The organism is Streptomyces sp. V4I23 (assembly GCF_030817975.1).
Lineage (GTDB): Bacteria > Actinomycetota > Actinomycetes > Streptomycetales > Streptomycetaceae > Streptomyces.
Window position 1 is genome coordinate 936,850 of sequence record NZ_JAUSZW010000004.1, and the last position, 20,292, is coordinate 957,141.

A 20,292-nucleotide genomic window follows, 5' to 3' on the forward strand; every position below is an offset into this window, starting at 1 on the left:
CTCTGCCATCATTCGGCGCATTCCACGAGCGGATCGGGCAGGGTCCCCTCAGCCCTGGTAAGGGTCCGGCGCGACGTCGCCCCGGGCCGGTGCCATGTCGTCCGGTGTGGGCGCGTTGTCGTCCGCGGAGGGCGGCACCGCGTCCGGCTCGACCGGCGCCTGCGGCTCCGCGTCCGGGACCGGCGGGTCGGCCGGCATGGGCTCGAACTGGCCCTGCGGGTCCTGAGGCACGTCCGCGAAGGGCTCGTCCACCGGGTGCCCCGGTTCGGCCGGCGACTGCGGCGCGGGCACCGCGTCCTGGAGGGCCGGGGCATCGGGCGCCGGGACGTCGGGCGCCGGGGCCTGGGGCGAGGGCCCGCCGTCGGGCCCGGCGGGGCCGACGGCGCCGGAGGAGGCGCCCTGGTCGGCGGAGCCGGCGGATTCGGAACGCGTCAGGTCCATGAACACCTCGTCGGGGTCGACGGGCGGCAGAACCTCGGGCCGGGTGTCCTCCTCACCGTCGGTGCCGGCGGGCCGTTCGATCCAGGTGCCGTCGGCGGTGTCGACGATCAGCAGGTTGTTGACGACCTGGACAGCCGGCTTGATCACGAGGGCCCGGTCGGCACGGTAGCCCGGCCACGCGTCGCCCTTGGTCGCGACCGTGCGCTTGACGGCGACCGGCGGCGTCAGCGGGTTGCCGCCGGCGCAGCGCACCCGGGGGGCGCCGTACTGGTCGACGAGCACCGCAGTGCCGGTCTGGAGGACGGCCTGGTAGGCGGTCGCCCTGCCGTCGCGGAAGGAGTGGCCGGTGATGCGGGTGTCGGAGCGCAGCACGACGGAAGTGAGGCCGCGCAGGAACTGGGGGATGTCCGCCCGGTCGATCCCGGCGCCCTCGGCGAAGGCGCGGGCCTTGTCCTGGTCGCCGCCGACGAGGCGCACCTGGGCCTCGACGTCGCAGCTCGCGATCGCGTGGGCGCCGGCGTACAGCCCGGGCGTCGAGCCCGACAAGGTGCGCAGGGTCGTCCCCGCGCCGGACAGGCTCCTGGGTGCCGCGGTGACGAGCGGCGGTGCGAAGGCGGGCGTGGGGAGGGCCGTCGACGCCGTGAAGGGATCGGGACCCTTGGCCGCGAGGGGCTGGAGGAGCACCTCCTCCGGATCCGCCGCCCGGCTCTCGCCGCCGCATCCGGCAGCCAGGAGCCCTACACACAGCACGGCGACCGCCGCGAACAAAGGACGCATCGGTGAGCGCACCAAGATCTCCCGCCTTCCGCAACTCGAGACGTTCCTCAATTTCTGACGGATAGACAGACGGGGCGCGACTTGAACACGTTCAGTTCAACCTCTAGGCTCCACTCCAAGGAATTGAACATGTTCAAGCCTGGGGTGGGTGCCTGATGTCCGCACTGGTCAACCTGATCGTGATGCTGGGAATGCTCTTCGTGGTGCCCGCGGGGCTGCGTCTGATCGACCCGGTCCGGCTCGCGCCCGTTCGGCGGACATGGCCGCTGTTCGCGTCGGCGGGAGCGGTCGCCCTGTGGCTGCCCCGCGGCGCGGCCGCCGTCGCGCTCGCCGCCGTCTACGCCGTGGGCACGCTGGTGCTGGCCGCCCAGGCCCCGAGGCGGCTGCTGCGCACGCGGTCGCTCGCCCCGGCGGAGTTCGCCGTGCTCACCGCGCTGGTGACTCCCTCGGTCGCGGGCGTCGCGCTGGTCGCCGAGCGGGCGGGTCACGAGCTCTTCGGTTTCTCCCTGCGGATCCTGGCGCTCACCGTGCCCCACTTCCACTTCGCGGGCTTCGCGGCGGCGCTGGTGGCGGGCCTGGTGTGCCAAGCCACCGACGCAACCGGGCTCGCCCGGTTCGCGGCCCTGAGCGTGCCGGCCGGCACCCTGCTCGTCCTCGGCGGTTACTTCACGGGCGACTGGGCCGAACTGGCCGGGGCACTGGTATTGACCGCCGGCATGTGGGCCGTGGCACTGCTGACCTGGCGCGATGTGCGCGGCGGCGAACGGGACCGCGGCACGCGGGCGCTGCTCGGGGTCTCGGCGGCCGTGCTGGTGGCGACGATGCTGCTCGCACTGAGCTGGGCCGTCGGCGAAGCGGCGGACCTCCCCCACCCGAACCTGACCTGGATGGCCGCCACCCACGGCCTTGGCAACGCTCTGGGCTTCGGGCTCTGCTCGGTGCTCGCCTGGAGACGACTGAAGGAGACTGCCGCATGAACCGCCCGGACGCCCGAGGCTCGCTCACCTACCCCGAGACCGGCGCCACCCGGCACGGCCCGCTGCCGGACGGCTACCACCATCTGCACCACACGGTCCGCATCGGCCGCGGTCGCGCGGCCTTCGAGGCGGCCGGGGCCGCTGTGACCGAATGGGGCATGCACCGCGGGTCGGGGGCCCGGGTGCGCGCCACCGCCGACCGGGCCGAGGCGGGAGTGGGGGTCCAGATCGCGGTGGGCGCCGGACCGCTGCGGCTGATCGCGCCGTGCGAGGTCATCTGGGCGGTGTACGAGAAGGACCGGACGGGGTTCGCGTACGGAACGCTGACCGGCCACCCGGAGTGCGGCGAGGAGGCGTTCACGGTCGATCTGCACGACGACGGCTCGGTGTGGTTCACGGTCCTCGCCTTCAGCCGGCCCGCCGCCTGGTACACCCGGCTCGCCGGGCCGCTCGTGCCCGTGGCCCAGCGGCTCTACGCCCGGTGGCTCGGGCGCACGCTGCGCGGCATCGCCGCCGCGGCCGGGCGCCCGGCCGGCTGATCACCGGGACGGCTGTCCGATACTGGGAGGGATGGAGTGGTTCGGCGACGATGCCTACTGGCTGAGCCGGCTGGTTTTCCAGCGGGCTCTCGCCGCCGTGTACCTGGTCGCCTTCCTCTCGGCGGCGCTGCAGTTCCGCGCGCTGATCGGCGAGCGGGGCATGCTGCCGGTGCCGGCGTTCCTGCGCCGGGTGCCCGCCCTCGAGGTGCCGACCCTGTTCCGGCTGCACTACTCGGACCGCTTCTTCGCCCTCGTCGCCTGGACCGGCGTCCTGCTGTCGGCCGCGCTGGTCGCCGGCGCCGCCGACGACGTCCCGCTCGGCGCCGCGATGGCGTGGTGGGCGGTGCTGTGGGCGCTGTATCTGTCCATCGTCAACGTCGGCCAGACCTGGTACGGCTTCGGCTGGGAGTCCTTGCTGCTGGAGACCGGGTTCCTCGCGGTCTGGCTCGGAAACGAGCGCACCGCACCCCCGGTGGTCGTGCTCTGGCTGCTGCGCTGGGTGCTGTTCCGGGTCGAGTTCGGCGCCGGGCTCATCAAACTCCGCGGCGACCTGTGCTGGCGGGAGCTGACGTGCCTGTACTACCACCACGAGACCCAGCCGATGCCCGGCCCGCTGAGCTGGTTCTTCCACCATCTGCCGAAGCCCGCGCACCGCGTGGAGGCGGGCGCCAACCATGTGGTGCAGCTGGTGGTGCCCGTCCTGCTGTTCACTCCCCAACCGGTGGCGAGCGCCGCCGCTGGCCTGATCGTGGTGACCCAGCTGTGGCTGGTGCTCTCGGGCAACTTCGCCTGGCTGAACTGGCTGACGATCGTACTGGCCCTGCCCGCCGTCGACGGCTCGCTGATCGCCGACGGCCCCGAACTGCCGGACGCCCCGCTGTGGTACACGGTTCTGGTGCTGATCGTGGCCGCGGGGCTGCTGGCCCTGAGCTACCGGCCCGTGCGCAACCTGCTCTCGCGGCGCCAGGCGATGAACCGTTCCTACGACCCCCTCCATCTGGTCAATTCGTACGGGGCGTTCGGGACGGTGGGCCGGGTCCGCTACGAGATCGTGGTGGAGGGCACGGACGAGCGCGTGGCCCACGAGGGCACGGTGTGGCGCGAGTACGGCTTCAAGGGCAAACCGGGCGATGTCCGCAGGCTGCCGCGCCAGTTCGCGCCGTATCACCTGCGTCTCGACTGGATGATGTGGTTCGCCGCGCTCTCCCCCGCCTACGCCCGCTCCTGGTTCCTGCCCTTCGTGGAGCGCCTGCTGGACGGTGACCGGGACACGCTGCGGCTGCTCGCGCACAACCCCTTCCCGGACGCCCCGCCGGTGCAGGTGCGCGCGCGGCTGTACCACTACCGGTTCACGACCTGGCAGGAGTGGCGGCGGACGGGGGCGTGGTGGCACCGGACCGCGATACGGGACTTCCTGGCGCCGACGAGGCTGCGCTGAAACGGCGGGTGTGCCGCGCCCGGTCCTGATGGCGGGCAGTCACGGTGAACACACCCGTGCCCCCTGCCGGGAAGGCAGGGGGCACGGGGCGAAGCGCCGATCAGTCGATGCCGGGAAGGATGTGCGGCTCGGCCAGGTCTTCCTCGTATCCGGCCAACCGGATGGGGGCGGAACGGGCCCAGACCTCGAGGTTGCGGAGCTCCTCGGTCTTGCCGGGCGGTTCGGTGCCGTTCTCCGACGGCCGCTTCTCATGCTTCGCATCTGGTGTCACCGCGCACTCCTCTGTGTCGCGTATGTGGGACAGGGGCAGTTGGGTCGCGGTGGCGCCGTCAACTCGGGCGGGACCGCAGCCTGGTTGCAAGCCTGTCCCAGGACGGCCGAAGGGGGCTTGTGGATCCCTTGGAGGCCGTCCGTTCACCCTAGGGTAACCAAATGAGCGGACCCCCGCTCGATGGGGCCAATAATGCGGCTCAATTCACGCCAACGACCCCCTCCAGATGGACAACGGCCGGTGCACCTGCTGGTGCACCGGCCGAAGGGGGTGGAGTTATGGGCGAGTTGCCCGATTGTTACCAGTTTGCGGGAGCGTAGTCCTTGAGGAAGCAGCCGAACAGGTCCTCGCCGCTCTCGCCGCGGACGATCGGGTCGTACACGCGGGCGGCTCCGTCGACGAGGTCGAGCGGGGCGTGGAAGCCCTCCTCCGCCAGACGCATCTTGTCCGGGTGGGGGCGCTCGTCGGTGATCCAGCCGGTGTCCACGGCGGTCATCAGGATGCCGTCGCTCTCGAACATCTCCTGCGCGCTGGTGCGGGTGAGCATGTTGAGCGCGGCCTTGGCCATGTTCGTGTGCGGGTGGCCCGCACCCTTGTAGCCGCGGCTGAAGACGCCCTCCATCGCGGAGACGTTCACCACGTACTTGCGCCGGCCCGCGGCGGCCGCCATCACCGGGCGGAGCCTGCTGATCAGGATGAACGGGGCGGTGGAGTTGCAGAGCTGCACCTCGAGCAGCTCGACCGGGTCGACCTCGGAGACCGTCTGGATCCAGCTGTTGGTGTCGTGCAGGTCCGGGACCAGGCCGCCGGCGTCGATGGCGGTGCCGGCCGCGATGCGCTCCAGGGACGCGGAGCCGCTGACGAGCGCGAGGTCGGTGACGTCCTGGGCGCTCAGGCCCTCGCCGCGGGACGAGGGCAGGGCGGCGACGGCGTCCACCGCGCCGCTGCCGAACGTGCCGATGACCTGCGCGGGCGGCAGCTCGCCCGCCGGCAGCGGAGCCGACTCGGCGGCGACGAGCTCGCTGTACGCCTGGGGCGAGCGGCGCACGGTCTGGGCCGCGTTGTTGATCAGGATGTCGAGCGGGCCCTCGGCGGCGACGGAGTCGGCCAGGGCCACGACCTGCGCGGGGTCGCGCAGGTCGATGCCGACGATCTTGAGCCGGTGGATCCACTCGTCGCTGTCCGGCATGGCCTTGAAGCGGCGGATGGCGTCGCCCGGGAAGCGCGTGGTGATGGTGGTGTGGGCGCCGTCGCGCAGCAGCCGCAGCGCGATGTACATGCCGATCTTGGCCCGGCCGCCGGTGAGCAGGGCGCGCTTGCCGGTCAGGTCGGCGCGGGCGTCCCGGCGGGCGCGGTTGTCGGCCGCGCACTTCTGGCACAGCTGGTGGTAGAAGGCGTCGACCTCGACGTAGCGGGTCTTGCAGATGTAGCAGGAACGGGGTCGCTGGAGTATGCCCGCGATCTCGCCCATGACGGACGAGGACGGCAGCAGCCCCTGGGTCTCGTCGTCGATGCGCTCGGCGGAGCCGGTGGCGGTGGCCTCGGTGACGGCCCTGTCGTGCGCGGTCTTCGCGGCCCGGCGCTCCTGGCGGCGGCGCTGCTTGACCGTCCGGTAGATGCCGGCGGTGGCGCGGCGCACGGCGATGGCGTCCGGGTGGTCGATCTCCAGCTTGTCGAGCTCTTCGAGCACGCTCAGGCAGACGGCCAGACGCTCGGGGTCGATGCCCGGTCCGTCTACCGGGCTGTCCTCTGTGACGGTCATGGCCTGTGTTGTTCCTCGATCACTCGAATGCCGGAGTTTCAAAAGCGCGATTTTACTGAGTGAAGGGGTGCCGGCCAAATGACGAGCGTCACGTCATGCCCGGCCTCGGCTCTGCGGGCGACCCGGCGGCCGGTCGAACACGCAGTCGCCGCACAGCCCGCCCGACGGACAGCGGTAGTACAGGCAGCAGGTACGGCGCCGCAGCGCGGGACCGTGCACCGTCCCGGCCAGCCCGGGACCGGCGAACAGCTCGCCCGCGAGCGAGGCCGCCCGCTCGGCCGTCTCGGGCCGCCCGGTGCGCCGCGACCACGCCATCAGCTCCCGTACCGCTCCCGCGAGGGCGGAGCCCGCGTTGCCCCACAGCAGCCGCGACGAGACACGGGTGTCGCGCCGCACTGCCTCGGCGAGGGGGACGAGGTGCCGCAGTTGCACGGTCTCGCGGACGGTGGCCGCGTCCGCGGGGAGCCCGCGGACCTCCCGCAGCACGAGGTCGTCGGGCGCGCTCCTGGCCGGATCCCAGTGCAGCAGGGCCGGGTCGAGGTCGGGCACGCGGCCGTGGAGCGCCGCGCAACCAAGAGCCACCGACCACAGGCGGGCTGCGAGCCCGAGGTGGGCGACCGAGGCGGCGACGCGGCGCTCGGGCGCGCGCAGCCCGGCGGCGACCGTGTCGACGCGCACGGTGAGCAAGGGACTCCGGGCCGCGTACACGTCGGCGAGCGGACGGTGACCGGGCTCCGGCTCGCCCGCGCGCAGCGCGAAGAACCCGCCGACGGACGCCGTCTCGGCCAACAGCGTCGGATCCATGCCGCTCCCCCGCTCTCCCACCCGTTCCGGCCCGCCGAAAATCCGGTGACGGCGCACCGGATCACCGTAAGGATGTCGCGGAGTCCGGCGGCGGACGACACCGGTGTCCCGAAGACACGGCCGTCGCCGGCCGTGCCGCGCGCGGCAGGGGTGCAAGAACGGATACTGGGGATGAACCCGTGCGGCGGGCGGGCCGGTGGTCCCCCCGGCCCGCCCGCGCCCCCGCCGGAAGGGGGATCCGGGACGTCCTCCCGTACTACCGCGGCAGTACGGACAAGTGCCTGCTCAAGAACGACGACGTGGAAGCAGAAGGGGGACAGGGTGGTCACCATGAGCTCCCTCGCGCTGTCCGTGCTCCTGTCCCTGGTCTCCGCGGTCGCCTACGCGGCCGGGGCGATCCTCCAGGAGCACGTGGCGACCACCACGCCGTCCCGCACCTACGCGCCGCTGAACCACGCCGGCTGGTGGGTGGCCGTCGTGCTCAACGGCGTGGGCGCGGTGCTCCACGTCGTGGCGCTGGCGTACGGGCCGCTCAGTGTCGTGCAGCCGCTCGGCGCGCTCACGATCGTGTTCGCGCTGCCGATGGCCGCGGTGTTCGTACGACGCGGGGCGGGCGCGACCGCGTGGCGCGGCGCGATCATGGCGACCGTCGGGCTCGCGGGGCTCCTCGCGCTCACGGAGGGCTCCGCCGCCCAGTCCCTGAGCGGCGCGGAACGCGCGGTGCTCGCGGCGGTGACGGTCGGCACCGTGGTCCTGCTCTTCCTGGGCGCCCAGGGGGTGCACCGGCCGATCGTCCGCAGCGTGCTGCTGGCCGGTGCGGCGGGCGTCGCCTTCGGCATCGCCTCCGTGTTCACCAAGACCGTCGCCGTCGACTGGGACTGGGCCTCGCCGGTGACCCAGTGGCCGAGCCTGCTCGTCGTGGCCGTGTTCGCGGTCGGCGGGCTGCTGCTGTCCCAGGCTTCGTACCGCGGAGCCGGGCTCGCGGCACCGCTCGCCACGGTCACGGTGGTCAACCCCGTGGTGGCCGCGGCGGTGGGGATCACGCTGTTCGGCGAGGACTTCCGCTACGGCGTCGCGGGCACGGTGCTGGCGCTCGGCTGCGGTGTGGTGGCCGCGGGCGGGCTGATCCTGTTGACGATCGAGCGGCTGGGCCACGGTGTGCACCCCCCGCACCGGCACACTCCCCACGGACGACCGGACAGGCACGTGCCGTTGCGGGGCGATCGCATCGCCGCCCAGCGCGCCGGGTCAGATCGACACGCCGCCGGCCCTGAGGTAGGCGAGGGGGTCGATGTCGGAGCCGTATCCGGGTCCGGTGCGGATCTCGAAGTGCAGATGCGGTCCCGTGCTGTTGCCGGTGGATCCTGAGCGGGCGATCCGCTGGCCGGACGTCACCTTCTGGCCGGCGCGCACGGTGAGCGCCGACAGATGCGCGTACTGGCTGTACCTGCCGTCGCGATGGCGTATGACGATCTCGTAGCCGTACGCGCCGGCCCAGCCGGCCGACACCACGGTGCCCGGCGCGACGGCCTTCACGGAGGTCCCGGTGGGCACGGGGAAGTCCACGCCCGTGTGGTACCCGCTCGACCAGGAGGAGCCCGCCTTGCGGTACGCGGTCGACGGGCCGGCGGCCACGGGGGCGCTGAAGCCGGCGTGCCGGTCGGGCGCGGCCTCGGCCGGGGTACGCGGCTTGGGCTCGGTCCGCGGTTTCGGCGCCTGCCGCTGGGGCTTGCGCGGTTCGGCGGACCGCTTCTGGGACCGCTGTTCGGGCTTCGCCGCGGGTCCGCCGCGCTCGGGCTTCGCCGCCGGGCCCCCGCGCCGCTCGGGTGCTGTGCGTTCCCGGCTGCCGGACCACGGGGCGTCGGTGCGCTCTCCGCCGGAGGCGCGTTCCTTGCTGCCGGGGCGCTTCTCGACCGGAGCAGCCGGTGCGGCCGGTGCGGCCGGTGCGCGCAGGACGAGCCGCTGGCCGGGGAAGATCAGATCGGGGTCGTCACCGACCACGGCGCGGTTCTGCGCGTACAGCCGCTGCCAGCCGCCCCTGACCCGCTCCTGCTGCGCGATGCGGGACAGCGAGTCCCCGGGGGCGACCGTGTAGCCCTCGCGCTGCGTCGGCACGGTCGTGGGCGACGCGGCGCGCTCGGATCCGCGCAGCCGCTCCGGCTCGGCAGGTCCTGCGGGCGCGAGGCCCGGCGCGTCCCCGCCCCGGCTGAGCCCGGCGCGCTCCGAACAGGTGGGCCACGCGCGCGGGCCCTGCCCTTCGAGGACCTTCTCGGCGACGGCGATCTGCTGGTCCTTGGTGGCGAGGTCGGCACGCGCGGCGTACCGCGTGCCGCCGTACGCCTCCCATGTGGCCTGCCTGAACTGGAGCCCGCCGTAGTGGCCGTTGCCGGTGTTGACCTTCCAGTTGTTCGTGGACTCGCAGGCCGCGACCTTCTCCCAGGCGTCGACGGACGCCGCGTGGGCCGATCCCGCGCCGATGAGGGGCAGCGCCATGCCGGCGCCGCCGGCGGTGACGGTGAGCGAAGCGCGGTTGATACGACTCGGCTGATATCGACGGTGCCGACCGGTTCCGGCCATGGTGTGCTCCCCCACTACATGTAGGTCACGCATGCAGGTCATGCCGCAGGCGGCCAACGTAGGGGCGGAATACGGAGGGTGACAAGGTTTCAGCCCGAGAGTGTCCGGAAAGCTGCCCCGGCCCCGGCCGAAGTCGCACCGCCGGGGCCAGGGCACGGTTTACGGCTCCACCACGATCTTGCGGCCGCGGCCCGCCCGGAACTGCTCCATGGCCTGCGCGTACCGTTCCAGCGGCAGCCGGTCGCTGATGAACACCGACGCGTCGAGCACGCCGGTCGCGAAGAGTGCGGCAGCCCGCTCGTAGCTGTGCAGCACGGCCATCGAGCCGGTGATGGTGATCTCCTGGTTGTAGATGCGGTACGGCTCGATCACCGCCGTCGTCGCGTAGTCGGCGACGCCGAACTGGAGGAAGGTGCCGCCCTTGGCGACGCGGCCGAGGCCGTCCTGGATGGCCTTGGCGTTGCCGGTGGCGTCGATGACGACGTCCCAGCCGCCGGGGCGCTCGATTTCGTCGGCACAGGCCGCCGTGCGCGAGCAGCCGAGGAGACCGGCGGTGGCCAGCCGGTCGGGGTTGACGTCGACGACGTCGACACCGGCCGCGCCGGTGCGCTTGGCGAGCTCCAGCATCATCAGGCCCATCGTTCCCGAGCCGTAGACGAGGACCTCGGCGCCGAGCGTGTTGCTGAGCACGTCGTAGCCGCGCACGGCGCAGGACAGGGGCTCGATGAGCGCCGCGTCCGCGACGTCGACGTGGCCGGGCAGTTTCACGCAGTTGGCGACGGGCGCCACCGCGTACTCGGCGGCGCCGCCGGGGACGGTGACACCGATGGCCGCCCAGCGGTCGCAGAGATTGCCGCGCCCGCTGCGGCAGTAGCGGCACTCGTGGCAGTGGAGCGACGGGTCGACCGCGACCAGGTCCCCGACGGCCAGTTCGGTGACGTCCTTGCCGATGCCGACGACCTCGCCGGCGAACTCGTGGCCGGGCACGATCGGCAGGGTGGGCGCGAACTCGCCCTGGAGGATGTGCAGATCGGTGCCGCACAGCCCGCACGACGCCACGGAGACCACGACGTCGCGGGGGCCCGGAGCCGGGTCGGGCACGGTCGTGACGGTGACCTTGCCGGGTGCTTCGACGATCGCTGCCCTCACTTGACGGCTCCAAGAGACAGGCCCTGGACCAGTTTGTCCTGGGCGGCGTAGCCGGCGGCGAGCACCGGAAGGGACACGACGACGGACGCGGCGCACAGCTGGGCGAGGAACAGGCCCTGACTGGTGACGAATCCGGTCAGGTACACGGGAGCGGTCTGGGCGACGACGCCGGTGAGCACCCGGGCGAACAGCAGCTCGTTCCAGCTGAAGATGAAGCAGATGAGGGCGGTCGCGGCGATGCCCGGCCCCGCCACGGGCGCGACGACCCGGGCGAGCACGGTGGGCAGCCGGGCGCCGTCGACCTGGGCGGCCTCGATGATCGACACCGGTACGTCGGCGAGGAAGGACTGCATCATCCAGACCGCGATCGGCAGGTTCATCGAGGTGTAGAGGAGAACCAGGAGCCAGACGTTGTCCAGCATCCCGGCGTTCTTCGCGAACAGGTAGACGGGGAGCAGTCCGGCGACGACCGGCAGCATCTTGGTGGAGAGGAAGAAGAACATCACGTCGGTCCATTTGCGGACCCGTCTGATGGAGAGCGCGTACGCGGCGGGCAGCGCGAGGACGAGTACGAGGATCGTGGAGAAGACGGACGCGGACAGGGAGTTGATCAGCGGCGGCCAGGGGGTGGGACCGCCGGAGCCGCCGAAGAACTCGCGGTAGCCGTCGAGGGTGAAGGCTGCAGCCAGCGAGGGCGGATTGGTGGCGGCGTCCGCCTCCGAGTGGAAGGAGGTGAGCAGCATCCACAGGGCCGGCAGGCAGAATCCGATTCCGGCCGCCCAGGCCAGCACGCCGAGGGCTACGGAGCGGCGCCGGGCCTTGCGGGCGGCGGGCGGCAGCTGGTGCCGCGGCGGGAGTGCGGCAGTGGTCATGCGCGGGTCGCCTCCTCACGGAAGAGGGACGAGACCGCCCGGAGCGCGAAGGTCGCGATGACGATGGTGCCGATCACGACGACGACTCCCGCGGCGGACGCCAGTCCGTACTCGTGGGCCTGGTAGAAGGTCTGGTAGATCGTGTACGGGAGGTTGGCGGTGCCGAGGCCGCCCGAGGTGAGGGTGAAAACGGCGTCGAAGTTCTGCACGATGTACACCGAGCCCAGCAGGATGCCGAGTTCGAGATAGCGGCGCAGGTGCGGCAGCGTCAGGTACAGGAAGATCTGCCAGGCGCCCGCACCGTCGAGCCGGGCCGCCTCCATCGTCTCGGCGGGTCTGCTCTGCAGCCCGGCGAGCAGGATCAGCATCATGAACGGCGTCCACTGCCACACGAGCGACGCCGCGACGGCGAGCAGCGGCATCTCGGAGATCCAGTCGGGCTGCGCCGGGCTCTCGTCGCCGAACAGCCCGGCGACCCAGGTGAGTGCTCCGTTGAGCAGTCCGTACTCGGGGTTGTAGAGCGCGTGCTTCCACAGCAGTGCCGCGGAGACCGGCACCAGCAGGAACGGGGTGATGAGCAGGGTGCGCACCAGCCCGCGGCCGGGGAAGGCGCGGTCCAGGAGGAGGGCCAGCAGGAGTCCGAGGACCACGGCGGTGACGACGACGGCCGCGGTCAGGAGCACCGTGGTGAGGACGGACTCGCGCAGGGCGGGGTCGGTGAACACCAGGGCGTAGTTGGACAGGCCGGTGAACGCGCGTTCGTCGGGGTCGAGCGAGTTCCAGTCGAAAAGCGAGATCACGAGCGTGGCCACGAAGGGCAGCTGGGTCACGGCGATCAGGAAGACGAGCGCGGGCAGCAGCGGCGCCCGGGTGGCCCAGGCGCGCATACGGTCACTGCGGCGCCGGTCGTGCGCAGGACGTGCGACGGGGTCCGGGGAGGTTCTGCGCGCGCCCGGCCCTGCCGGTGTGCTGAGGGATGTGCTCACTGGTACTCCTTCGCGACCTTCTCGGCCAGCGACTGCGAGGTCTTCAGGGCCTGGGTGACGGACTGGCGGCCGGCGATGGCCGCGCTGATCTCCTGGGAGACCTTCGTCCCGAGGTCGGTGAACTCCGGGATGCCGACGAACTGGATGCCGGCTGTGGGGCGCGGCTGGGTGCCGGGGTCGTCGGGGTTCGCGCCGGTGATGGCCTTCTCCGTGACCTTCGCGAACGCGCCGGCAGCGGCCAGGTACTCGGGCCGGTCGTAGGTGGAGGCCCGCTTTCCCGCGGGTACGTTCGCCCAGCCGCTCTGCTCACCGACCAGTTGCTCGTAGCCCTTGCCGGAAGCCCAGGAAATGAACTTCCAGGCCTTGTCCGACTTCTTGGACGCCTTCTGCATGCCCCAGGCCCAGGTGTAGAGCCAGCCGGAGCTGTCGGTCCGCTCCACCGGCGCCGGTACGTATCCGATCCTGTCCTTCACGGGGGAGCCGGCCGCCTCCAGCGACCCGGCGCCGGCCGTGGCGTCGTACCACATGGCGGTCTTGCCCTGGGTCATGTTGTTGAGGCACTCCGCGTAGCCGGACTGGGCAGCGCCGGACTGGCCGTGCTTGCGCACCAGGTCGACGTAGAACTCGGTGGCCTTCTTGAACTCGGGTGAGTCGAGCCGTGCCTGCCAGTCCTCGGTGAACCAGGTGCCGCCCATGGTGTTGACGACGGTGGTGAGCGGTGCGATGACCTCACCCCAGCCGGGCAGTCCGCGCAGGCAGATGCCCTTCATTCCCTTCTCGGCGCCGTCGGCCTCGGCGGCGAGGTCGGCGACCTGCTGCCAGGTGGGCTGTCTGGGCATGGTCAGGCCGTGCTCGGCGAAGACGTCCTTGCGGTACATGAGGAAGGACGACTCGCCGTAGAAGGGCTCGGCGTACACGCTCCCGTCGTAGCTGAGCGACCGGGCGACCGGCTTCAGGATGTCGTCCTGGTCGAAGGCTGTGTCGGTGCGGGTGTACTCGTCGAGCGGGTGCAGCCAGCCGTTCTCGGCGAAGAACGGGACCTCGAAGTTGCTGATGGTGGCGATGTCGTACTGTCCGGCCTGGTTGGAGAAGTCCTGGCTGATCTTGTCGCGGACGTCGTTCTCCGGGAGCACCGTGAAGTTGACCTTGATGCCGGTCTCCTCGGTGAAGTGCTCGGCCGTCAGCTTCTGCAGTTCGACCATCTGCGGGTTGTTGACCATGAGGACGTTGAGGGCGTCACCGCCTCCGAAGGAGGTCCCGCCCGCTCCGGCGCATCCGGCGAGCAGCGCCATGGCTGCCCCGCCCGCCCCTGCACGTACGCGGAGGCCACGTCGTCGTCGTTGATGGGGCATCTGGTTCTCCTGATCACTGGTAGCGGCTCTGCTGCCGTCGTTTCCGGGTACGCCGAACCCGCCCGGCGGCCCGGGTGCGGCTGATATGGCTCTTGTGGCGGGGCTTCGGCGGCGCGGCTCAGACGCGGACGACCTGCGGCCCCATGAGGGAGTAGCGCTGGGCCTCGGCCGAGGACAGGCCCGTGTCGGTGACGACGGTCTCGAAGTCGCCGACGTCGGCGAAACGGCAGAAGCTCACCGCTCCGAACTTGCTGTGCACGCCGGCGAAGACGCGCCGTCGCGCGCTGCGCATGGCCTGCGCCTTGACCTCGGCGACGGCCGGGTCGGGTGTGGTCAGGCCGTACTCGCGGGAGATGCCGTTGGCCCCGACGTACGCCAGGTCGATGACGAAGCCGGCGAGCATCCGGGTGGCCCAGTGGTCGACCGTGGCCATGGTCTGGCCGCGCAGTCGGCCGCCGAGCAGCAGGACGGCGGTCTTCTCGGCGTCCGCGAGGACGGATGCGACGGCCAGCGAGGCGGTGACCACGGTCAGCGGCCGGTCCCTCGGCAGGTGTTCGGCGACGAGCTGCGGGGTGAATCCCTCGTCGACGAAGACCGTCTCCGCGTCACCGAGGAGGTCGGCGGCGGCCGCCGCGATCCTCGACTTCTGCGGTACCTGGCGCGTCGTGCGCATCGCCAGCGTCGTCTCGAAGCCCGCACTCTCGACCGGGTACGCGCCGCCGTGCGTGCGCCGGACGAGTCCGTGCTCCTCCAGGGTGTGGAGGTCGCGGCGGATGGTCTCCTTGGCCACCTCGAGCCGGGCGGCCAGCGCGTTGACCTCGACCGACCCGTCCCGTCGGGCGGTGTCGAGAATGGCCCGCCGGCGTTCCTCGGTGTCCACGGCCCACATCCCTGCCTGTGCTGGTGCTGCATGGCGGGCCCGTCGTCCGTTCGGGCCCATGCGTCGTTTGTACAAGCAACCGAGGCCGCTGGACCAGCGTCTTCGCCGGACGGGGTATGCCCGTTCCTGCCCGTTTCGCCGAGCGCGTCGTCGCTGGTCGGCCGCCTGCGCGCGGGCGCGACGGGCCCCGTCGGCGCCCGCTTCGCACGTGACGGAGTCCGAACGGTGCCCGAGTGCGGCACGAGCGGGGCCGGGCAGAGTGCGGAACGCCGCCTGTGCGTCGAGGATCGGTGAATGGCCGGGGCCGCCCGCACGTATGCGTATCCGGAACAGCGGGCAGTGACGGCACGGACGGATCTTCCGACGGACTCCAGGAGCACACGCATGAGTGGTACAGCCCAGATCGGTGTCACGGGACTCGCGGTGATGGGCCGCAACCTCGCCCGCAATTTCGCGCGCAACGGGCTCACCGTGGCCGTGCACAACCGCACCGCGGCACGGACGCGCGCGCTGGTCGGGGAGTTCGGTGACGAGGGCACGTTCGTCGCGGCCGAGTCGGCCGAGGAGTTCGTCGCGGCACTGGAGCGGCCCCGCCGGCTGGTCGTGATGGTGAAGGCGGGCGAGGCCACGGACGCGGTGATCGAGGAGTTCGCGCCGCTGCTGGAGGAGGGCGACGTCATCATCGACGGCGGCAACGCCCACTTCGCCGACACCCGCCGACGCGAGAAGGAGCTGCGGGAGCGCGGCATCCACTTCGTGGGCGTCGGCATCTCCGGCGGGGAGGAGGGCGCGCTGAACGGGCCCAGCATCATGCCGGGCGGTTCGGCCGAGTCGTACGCCTCGCTGGGCCCGCTCCTGGAGCGGATCGCCGCGAAGGCCCCGGACGGGACGCCGTGCGTCACCCACGTCGGTCCCGACGGCGCGGGCCACTTCGTCAAAATGGTCCACAACGGCATCGAGTACGCCGACATGCAGCTGATCGCCGAGGCGTACCACCTGCTGCGCGCGGTCGCCGGATACTCACCGGAGCAGATCGCCCGGACGTTCCGGGACTGGAACAAGGGGCGGCTGGACTCGTACCTGATCGAGATCACCGCCGAGGTGCTGGCGCACACGGACGCGGCGACGGGCGAGCCGTTCGTGGACGTGGTCACCGATCAGGCGGAGCAGAAGGGCACGGGCCGCTGGACCGTGCAGATCGCGCTCGACCTGGGCGTGCCGGTGTCGGGGATCGCGGAGGCGGTGTTCGCCCGTTCGCTGTCGGGGCACGCCGGGCTGCGCGAGGCGTCGCGGGCGCTGCCCGGCCCTGTGCCGGAGCCGCTGGGCGCGGACGAGGCGGCCCGGTTCGCCGACCGGGTCGAGCAGGCGCTGTACGCGTCCAAGATCGTGTCGTACACGCAGGGTTTCCATCAGGTGCGGGCCGGCAGCGACGCGTACGGCTGGGACGTCGACTCGGGGGCGGTCGCGGCGATCTGGCGGGCCGGGTGCATCATCCGCGCGGCGTTCCTGGACCGTATCCGCGCGGCGTACGACGCCCAGCCGGAGCTGCCGAGTCTGCTGTCGGACAAGCAGTTCGCGGAGGAGATCGGGGCGGCGCAGGACGACTGGCGCGAGGTGGTCGCGACGGCGGCACGTCAGGGCGTCCCGACGCCGGGGTTCGCGGCGGCGCTGGCCTACTACGACGCGCTGCGCGCGCAGCGGCTGCCCGCGGCGCTGACGCAGGGCCAGCGCGACTTCTTCGGTGCGCACACCTACCGGCGGACCGACCGGGAGGGCTCGTTCCACACGTTGTGGGGCGGTGACCGCTCCGAGGTGCGGTCGGACTGAGGCCGCCTCCTCCCGGCGGGCGGCCTTCCGTGCCCCGGACCGGACCGGACCGGACCAGACCGGCCTCGCCGGCGGCCGGTCCGGGGGGCCGGGTCCGTCAGGCAGGGCCCGGCTGGGGTTCGGGAGGCGGTACGGGCTCCGGAGCAGGTCCCGGCGGCGTGGGGATCGGATCCGGTGCGGGGCCCGGCTGGGGCGTCGGCGTCGGCACCGGCCCCGGCAGCGGCCCCGGGTCGGGGGGCACGCCGGGATCCGGTGTGGGGACGGGAGGCGCGGGGTCGGGGTGGGGGTGGGTCATGCCGGACCTCCAGGGTGCGAAGTCGTGCGTTCCCAGTCTCTACCGGTGCGCGTTCCCACCCTCGCCGGGTCCAGTCGTCAGGCCACCGGATGCGGGGAGACCGGAGGCTGCGGACCGGACGCGGGGGTGCCGTCGGACGTCGTGTCCGCCGGTGCCGGGCCGGCGGACAGCGCGGCCTCGGCCGCGGCCCGCAGTCCGGGCTCCGGGCTGGAGAGCACCGGCAGCGCCGTCCGCGTCCGGGCCGCCGCGTCCGCCATCGACGCCTGGGCCAGCACGACGACGTCCGCGTCGCGCACCCCTTCGACGGCGGCCGCGACAGCGTCGAGGTAGCCGTCCCGGTCCCCCGCCTCGAAGCGCTCCCAGGCGTCCTCGACGACCAGGGTCCGCAGCCGTGGCTCACGGCCGCGGGCCTCCTCGCGGACGAGGGCCGCGGTCGGTTCCAGCGTGCTGGCGACGGTGGCCACGATCATGACCCGCTCCGCGCGGGCCGCGGCGGCGCACATGGGCCTGTCGACCCGCAGCACGGGGACGCCGGCCCGGCCGGCGGCCGCCTCGGCCACGCCGCCGATGGTCGAGCACGTGCACAGCACGGCATCGGCACCGTCCGCGGCGGCGCCGGCGATCACGTCGGCGACGGCGGCCGCGACCGCGTCCGGACCGTCGCGCCGGGCCCGCGCGAGCAGGTCCTCGTGGACGAGGTGGCGGAGCGGCAGGGCGGGGTGGTGGGTGTCGCGCAGGGCGTCGAAGACCGGGACGTGGACCGGGGAGGTGTGCAGCAGTGCCAGCATGCCGGAATCGTAGGGGTCTCGCACGGGGAGGCCGGCACCGGCGCTCATCGAGGGGCGCCTCCCGGTTCGAAGCCGGCGAGCAGTTGCTCCAGCGCCTGCTGGTCGGGGCCGACGAACGGATCGGCTTCGGGCGCCGCGGAGATGTTGTCGATCATCTGCGGTGCGAGGCCGAGCGCGGGAGGCAGGTGGGTGCTCAGCACGGCCTCGGGCGCCATCTCGCGCAGCGGCCGCACACTGGCCGCGTACTTCTCGGGGTCGACGCAGTGGATCCAGGGGCTGTCGACGGTGGCCCACAGCAGTTGCCCCGCCCGCAGCTCGTCGTCCTTGATGTCGCCCGCGGTGGCTCCCCCGGCGAGGTCGGGGCTGGCGATGGGAGCGCCGAAGCAGTCGGAGCTGAAGCAGGCGGCCGACTTGTCGTCGTAGAAGCCGACCGTGGCGGGGTTGTCGAACAGCGGCGGCCGGAAGGCGTGCAGGACCCGGTCGCCGACGTCGAGGGACTGCCCCGGGTTGAGCAGGAAGACCCGGTCCAGGGGCAGGGGCCGCTCGGTCGACATGATGCCGACCGCCAGGTACGTGGTCACGAGGCGCGCCCGCGGCGCCGCGGCCAGCAGCGCGAACAGGCCGCCCGTATGGTCGCGGTCGGGGTGCGTGAGCCAGATCCAGCGCACGTCCTCGGGGTCGACGACGCTGCCGACCATGTCGAGAAAGGTGCGGTCGGGCAGGCCGAGTCCCGTGTCGACGACGACGGGTTCGGCCGCGTGGAGCACGAAGGCGTTGACCGTGAGGTAGCCGATGCCGGGTACCGGCAGGTGGTCGCCGAGGACGCTGATCTCGTGTCCGATTCGGTGAATGGCCATGACTTCTCCGGGAACCCCCCGCGTGCAGGGATCGGATCACGGCTCACGGCGCCGCGGTCACGTGCAGGCCCTGTGCAGGTGAGGCGTGCCCCCCGGGCCGACATCAGTGCTTCTGTCTCACAGTGTCCCCCAGCGGGGCCGGGCCCGCTGCCGCACAAGGTCCCGGCATGCCCCGGGACCGGCGGTGGGACCGCCGGTCCCGGGGCTCACCGTGCCCTTGCCGTCACAGCTCCGGGTGTGCCTTGACCTGCTCCTCGGCCTCCCGGACGAGATCGGCGGGCGCGGCCGGCGCCTCGTCGGGGTGCTTCAGCGCCCACTTCGCGGCGTACGGGCACAGCGGTACGACGGGGACGTTCTCGCGCGCCGCCGTCGCGTAGAACTCGCGCACGAGGGCGCCCCCGATGCCCTGGCCCTCGTGTCCCGGCTCGACCACGGTGTGCACGGCGACGAGTGCGGCGGTGTCCCCGGCCAGCACGAAGTACGCGATGCGACCGGCCACCTCCCCGTCCAGGTGCGCTTCCAGCAGCCCTGCGGACCGGTTGTCGCGGATCTCGATCTCTCCCACGGCGGGGTTCTCTCCTCGATGCGTCGGACGGGGCCGCCGACGGGCGGTCCCCGCCGGCGGTGGAACGAGGGGGTCAGACGACGGCGTGAGGGCTGCGCGCGGTGTCGGTGCCCGGCACGGGGGCGGACGCGTCGGCCCCGAGGGCCACGATCCGGTTGCCGGCGTCGACGTGGACGACGCTGGGCACGAGGGCGCGCGCCTCGGCGTCGTCGACCTGGGCGTAGCTGATGAGGATCACGAGGTCGCCGGGGTGGACGAGGTGGGCGGCCGCCCCGTTGATGCCGATGACTCCGCTGCCGCGCTCGCCCTCGATGACGTAGGTCTCCAGGCGGGCGCCGTTGGTGATGTCGACGATGTGCACGAGCTCGCCGGGCAGGAGATCGGCGGCGTCCATGAGGTCGCGGTCGACGGTGACGGAGCCGACGTAGTGCAGGTCGGCCTGGGTGACGGTCGCGCGATGGATCTTGGACTTGAACATGGTACGCATCATCGAGGTACTCCCGGATGTAGGCTCCCTGCCTGCGTTTATGCAGGTCAAGTGCGGTTTCCTTACCTTACAACGAGTCGCATGTCCGGGCAGCAGTCCCCAGGTTTTCCAGGACTCATGCTGACCACTTGCCGACTTTCCTGACACACCGCCAGGTGACTGCAGGAGGGCTTCGCCCGCTCTCCCGGACCCCACCGCGACGACGGCACAAGCTTACGCAGCACCCTCCGAAGGGTGTCCGTGATCACCGTCACTCCGGCTGTCTGGGCGGCAGTCAGGAGCGAAGGCGGTCGACCGAGAGTCGGTCCGCGCACCGCCATGGATCGGCTGACCCCAGCCCCCCTCTCCTCCACCCCTGAGGAGGTGGGGACCGACTACTCGACCACGCCCGCCTCGTCACCGGAAACCCTGCGTTCCCGCGGCGCAGTTGACACCCCTGCACGCCCCGTGGCGGATCGGGACGGCGGTGTCCGTACCCCCCCGCCGGTCCGTGCATCAGCCGCGCACGGCGGAGGCGAGGACGGCGGGCAGCGCATCGCCGCAAGGGCCGCCCGGGCAACTCAGGCCGCCGCACCCCTCGCCCTGCCGCAGTTGGTCCCTCCCACAGGCGAGACCGCCGGCAACGCCTCGCCCACACCCGCACACGGA

At 72.3% G+C, this 20,292-nt stretch carries 19 protein-coding genes; 5 read left to right on the forward strand and 14 right to left on the reverse strand.

Features of this window, described 5'->3' with window-relative positions; genetic code table 11:
• Positions 1-48: 48 nt before the first annotated feature.
• Positions 49-1,218: a DUF6777 domain-containing protein gene (locus QFZ82_RS06390; protein ID WP_307712201.1), complete on the reverse strand. Its 1,170-nt coding sequence runs from the start codon at positions 1,216-1,218 to the stop codon at positions 49-51.
• A gap of 155 nt (positions 1,219-1,373) precedes the next feature.
• Here QFZ82_RS06390 and QFZ82_RS06395 point away from each other — a divergent pair, with 155 nt between their 5' ends.
• Genes QFZ82_RS06395 through QFZ82_RS06405 form a run of 3 tightly spaced genes read left to right on the forward strand, consistent with a single transcriptional unit; the run spans position 1,374 to position 4,172 of the window.
• Positions 1,374-2,195, forward strand: coding sequence for a YndJ family protein (locus QFZ82_RS06395; protein WP_307712202.1), 822 nt, complete (start codon positions 1,374-1,376; stop codon positions 2,193-2,195).
• Positions 2,192-2,734, forward strand: a complete 543-nt coding sequence (locus QFZ82_RS06400) for a DUF1990 family protein (RefSeq protein WP_307712203.1) — start codon at positions 2,192-2,194, stop codon at positions 2,732-2,734. The genes QFZ82_RS06395 and QFZ82_RS06400 overlap by 4 nt, the downstream gene beginning before the upstream one ends.
• 31 nt (positions 2,735-2,765) lie before the next feature.
• Complete coding sequence (locus tag QFZ82_RS06405) at positions 2,766-4,172, forward strand: lipase maturation factor family protein (protein ID WP_307712204.1); 1,407 nt, start codon at positions 2,766-2,768, stop codon at positions 4,170-4,172.
• A gap of 100 nt (positions 4,173-4,272) precedes the next feature.
• Here the strand turns inward: QFZ82_RS06405 and QFZ82_RS06410 are convergent, their stop codons facing one another.
• From QFZ82_RS06410 to QFZ82_RS06420, 3 genes are all read right to left on the reverse strand, one after another.
• Complete coding sequence (locus tag QFZ82_RS06410; RefSeq protein WP_177147326.1) at positions 4,273-4,443, reverse strand: hypothetical protein; 171 nt, start codon at positions 4,441-4,443, stop codon at positions 4,273-4,275.
• Between the two features lie 298 nt (positions 4,444-4,741).
• Entirely contained in the window at positions 4,742-6,205 is a 1,464-nt protein-coding gene (locus QFZ82_RS06415) for an SDR family NAD(P)-dependent oxidoreductase (protein WP_307712205.1), read from the reverse strand.
• A 93-nt stretch (positions 6,206-6,298) separates the two neighbouring features.
• On the reverse strand, positions 6,299-7,009 hold the full coding sequence (locus tag QFZ82_RS06420) for a (2Fe-2S)-binding protein (protein WP_307712206.1): 711 nt from the start codon (positions 7,007-7,009) through the stop codon (positions 6,299-6,301).
• Positions 7,010-7,339: 330 nt separating this feature from the next.
• Here QFZ82_RS06420 and QFZ82_RS06425 point away from each other — a divergent pair, with 330 nt between their 5' ends.
• Positions 7,340-8,377, forward strand: coding sequence for a DMT family transporter (locus QFZ82_RS06425; protein WP_307712207.1), 1,038 nt, complete (start codon positions 7,340-7,342; stop codon positions 8,375-8,377).
• Here QFZ82_RS06425 and QFZ82_RS06430 read toward each other — a convergent pair.
• From QFZ82_RS06430 to QFZ82_RS06455, 6 genes are all read right to left on the reverse strand, one after another.
• The gene (locus QFZ82_RS06430) at positions 8,258-9,586 is read right to left on the reverse strand and encodes a peptidoglycan DD-metalloendopeptidase family protein (protein ID WP_307712208.1); all 1,329 of its coding nucleotides are present in this window, start codon (positions 9,584-9,586) and stop codon (positions 8,258-8,260) included. The genes QFZ82_RS06425 and QFZ82_RS06430 overlap by 120 nt on opposite strands.
• 159 nt (positions 9,587-9,745) lie before the next feature.
• Positions 9,746-10,735 carry a zinc-dependent alcohol dehydrogenase family protein gene (locus QFZ82_RS06435; protein WP_307712209.1) on the reverse strand — a complete coding sequence of 330 codons (990 nt, stop codon included), beginning with the start codon at positions 10,733-10,735 and terminating at the stop codon, positions 9,746-9,748.
• Positions 10,732-11,607: a carbohydrate ABC transporter permease gene (locus QFZ82_RS06440; RefSeq protein ID WP_307712210.1), complete on the reverse strand. Its 876-nt coding sequence runs from the start codon at positions 11,605-11,607 to the stop codon at positions 10,732-10,734. The genes QFZ82_RS06435 and QFZ82_RS06440 overlap by 4 nt, the downstream gene beginning before the upstream one ends.
• On the reverse strand, positions 11,604-12,593 hold the full coding sequence (locus tag QFZ82_RS06445; RefSeq protein WP_307712211.1) for a carbohydrate ABC transporter permease: 990 nt from the start codon (positions 12,591-12,593) through the stop codon (positions 11,604-11,606). Before QFZ82_RS06445 ends, QFZ82_RS06440 begins: the two co-directional genes overlap by 4 nt.
• Positions 12,590-13,945, reverse strand: a complete 1,356-nt coding sequence (locus QFZ82_RS06450) for a sugar ABC transporter substrate-binding protein (RefSeq protein ID WP_307712212.1) — start codon at positions 13,943-13,945, stop codon at positions 12,590-12,592. Before QFZ82_RS06450 ends, QFZ82_RS06445 begins: the two co-directional genes overlap by 4 nt.
• 118 nt (positions 13,946-14,063) lie before the next feature.
• Positions 14,064-14,825 carry a DeoR/GlpR family DNA-binding transcription regulator gene (locus tag QFZ82_RS06455; RefSeq protein ID WP_307712213.1) on the reverse strand — a complete coding sequence of 254 codons (762 nt, stop codon included), beginning with the start codon at positions 14,823-14,825 and terminating at the stop codon, positions 14,064-14,066.
• 384 nt (positions 14,826-15,209) lie between these two features.
• Between QFZ82_RS06455 and gndA the strand changes: the two genes are divergently transcribed.
• Positions 15,210-16,652, forward strand: coding sequence for an NADP-dependent phosphogluconate dehydrogenase (gene gndA / locus QFZ82_RS06460; protein WP_307712214.1), 1,443 nt, complete (start codon positions 15,210-15,212; stop codon positions 16,650-16,652).
• A 372-nt stretch (positions 16,653-17,024) separates the two neighbouring features.
• On the opposite strand, the gene QFZ82_RS06465 is transcribed toward gndA, so the two are convergent.
• The 4 genes from QFZ82_RS06465 to panD form a co-directional block, all read right to left on the reverse strand.
• Positions 17,025-17,735 (reverse strand): aspartate/glutamate racemase family protein, encoded by a 711-nt coding sequence (locus QFZ82_RS06465; protein ID WP_307712215.1) that lies wholly within the window; start codon positions 17,733-17,735, stop codon positions 17,025-17,027.
• A 44-nt stretch (positions 17,736-17,779) separates the two neighbouring features.
• On the reverse strand, positions 17,780-18,592 hold the full coding sequence (locus QFZ82_RS06470) for an MBL fold metallo-hydrolase (protein WP_307712216.1): 813 nt from the start codon (positions 18,590-18,592) through the stop codon (positions 17,780-17,782).
• A 223-nt stretch (positions 18,593-18,815) separates the two neighbouring features.
• Positions 18,816-19,157 (reverse strand): GNAT family N-acetyltransferase, encoded by a 342-nt coding sequence (locus QFZ82_RS06475; RefSeq protein WP_307712217.1) that lies wholly within the window; start codon positions 19,155-19,157, stop codon positions 18,816-18,818.
• Positions 19,158-19,230: 73 nt separating this feature from the next.
• On the reverse strand, positions 19,231-19,647 hold the full coding sequence (gene panD / locus QFZ82_RS06480; protein WP_307712218.1) for an aspartate 1-decarboxylase: 417 nt from the start codon (positions 19,645-19,647) through the stop codon (positions 19,231-19,233).
• Between the last annotated feature and the right edge of the window lie 645 nt (positions 19,648-20,292).

Bases quoted from the DNA above. Each gene is read 5' to 3' on its own strand.
- QFZ82_RS06400 (WP_307712203.1), top strand. From the start codon at position 2,192: ATGAACCGCCCGGACGCCCGAGGCTCGCTCACCTACCCCGAGACCGGC.
- QFZ82_RS06420 (WP_307712206.1), bottom strand. From the start codon at position 7,009: ATGGATCCGACGCTGTTGGCCGAGACGGCGTCCGTCGGCGGGTTCTTC.
- QFZ82_RS06395 (WP_307712202.1), top strand. From the start codon at position 1,374: ATGTCCGCACTGGTCAACCTGATCGTGATGCTGGGAATGCTCTTCGTG.
- QFZ82_RS06405 (WP_307712204.1), top strand. From the start codon at position 2,766: ATGGAGTGGTTCGGCGACGATGCCTACTGGCTGAGCCGGCTGGTTTTC.
- panD (WP_307712218.1), bottom strand. From the start codon at position 19,647: ATGATGCGTACCATGTTCAAGTCCAAGATCCATCGCGCGACCGTCACC.
- QFZ82_RS06415 (WP_307712205.1), bottom strand. From the start codon at position 6,205: ATGACCGTCACAGAGGACAGCCCGGTAGACGGACCGGGCATCGACCCC.
- QFZ82_RS06465 (WP_307712215.1), bottom strand. From the start codon at position 17,735: ATGCTGGCACTGCTGCACACCTCCCCGGTCCACGTCCCGGTCTTCGAC.
- gndA (WP_307712214.1), top strand. From the start codon at position 15,210: ATGAGTGGTACAGCCCAGATCGGTGTCACGGGACTCGCGGTGATGGGC.
- QFZ82_RS06390 (WP_307712201.1), bottom strand. From the start codon at position 1,218: ATGCGTCCTTTGTTCGCGGCGGTCGCCGTGCTGTGTGTAGGGCTCCTG.
- QFZ82_RS06470 (WP_307712216.1), bottom strand. From the start codon at position 18,592: ATGGCCATTCACCGAATCGGACACGAGATCAGCGTCCTCGGCGACCAC.
- QFZ82_RS06440 (WP_307712210.1), bottom strand. From the start codon at position 11,607: ATGACCACTGCCGCACTCCCGCCGCGGCACCAGCTGCCGCCCGCCGCC.
- QFZ82_RS06450 (WP_307712212.1), bottom strand. From the start codon at position 13,945: ATGCCCCATCAACGACGACGACGTGGCCTCCGCGTACGTGCAGGGGCG.
- QFZ82_RS06425 (WP_307712207.1), top strand. From the start codon at position 7,340: ATGAGCTCCCTCGCGCTGTCCGTGCTCCTGTCCCTGGTCTCCGCGGTC.
- QFZ82_RS06430 (WP_307712208.1), bottom strand. From the start codon at position 9,586: ATGGCCGGAACCGGTCGGCACCGTCGATATCAGCCGAGTCGTATCAAC.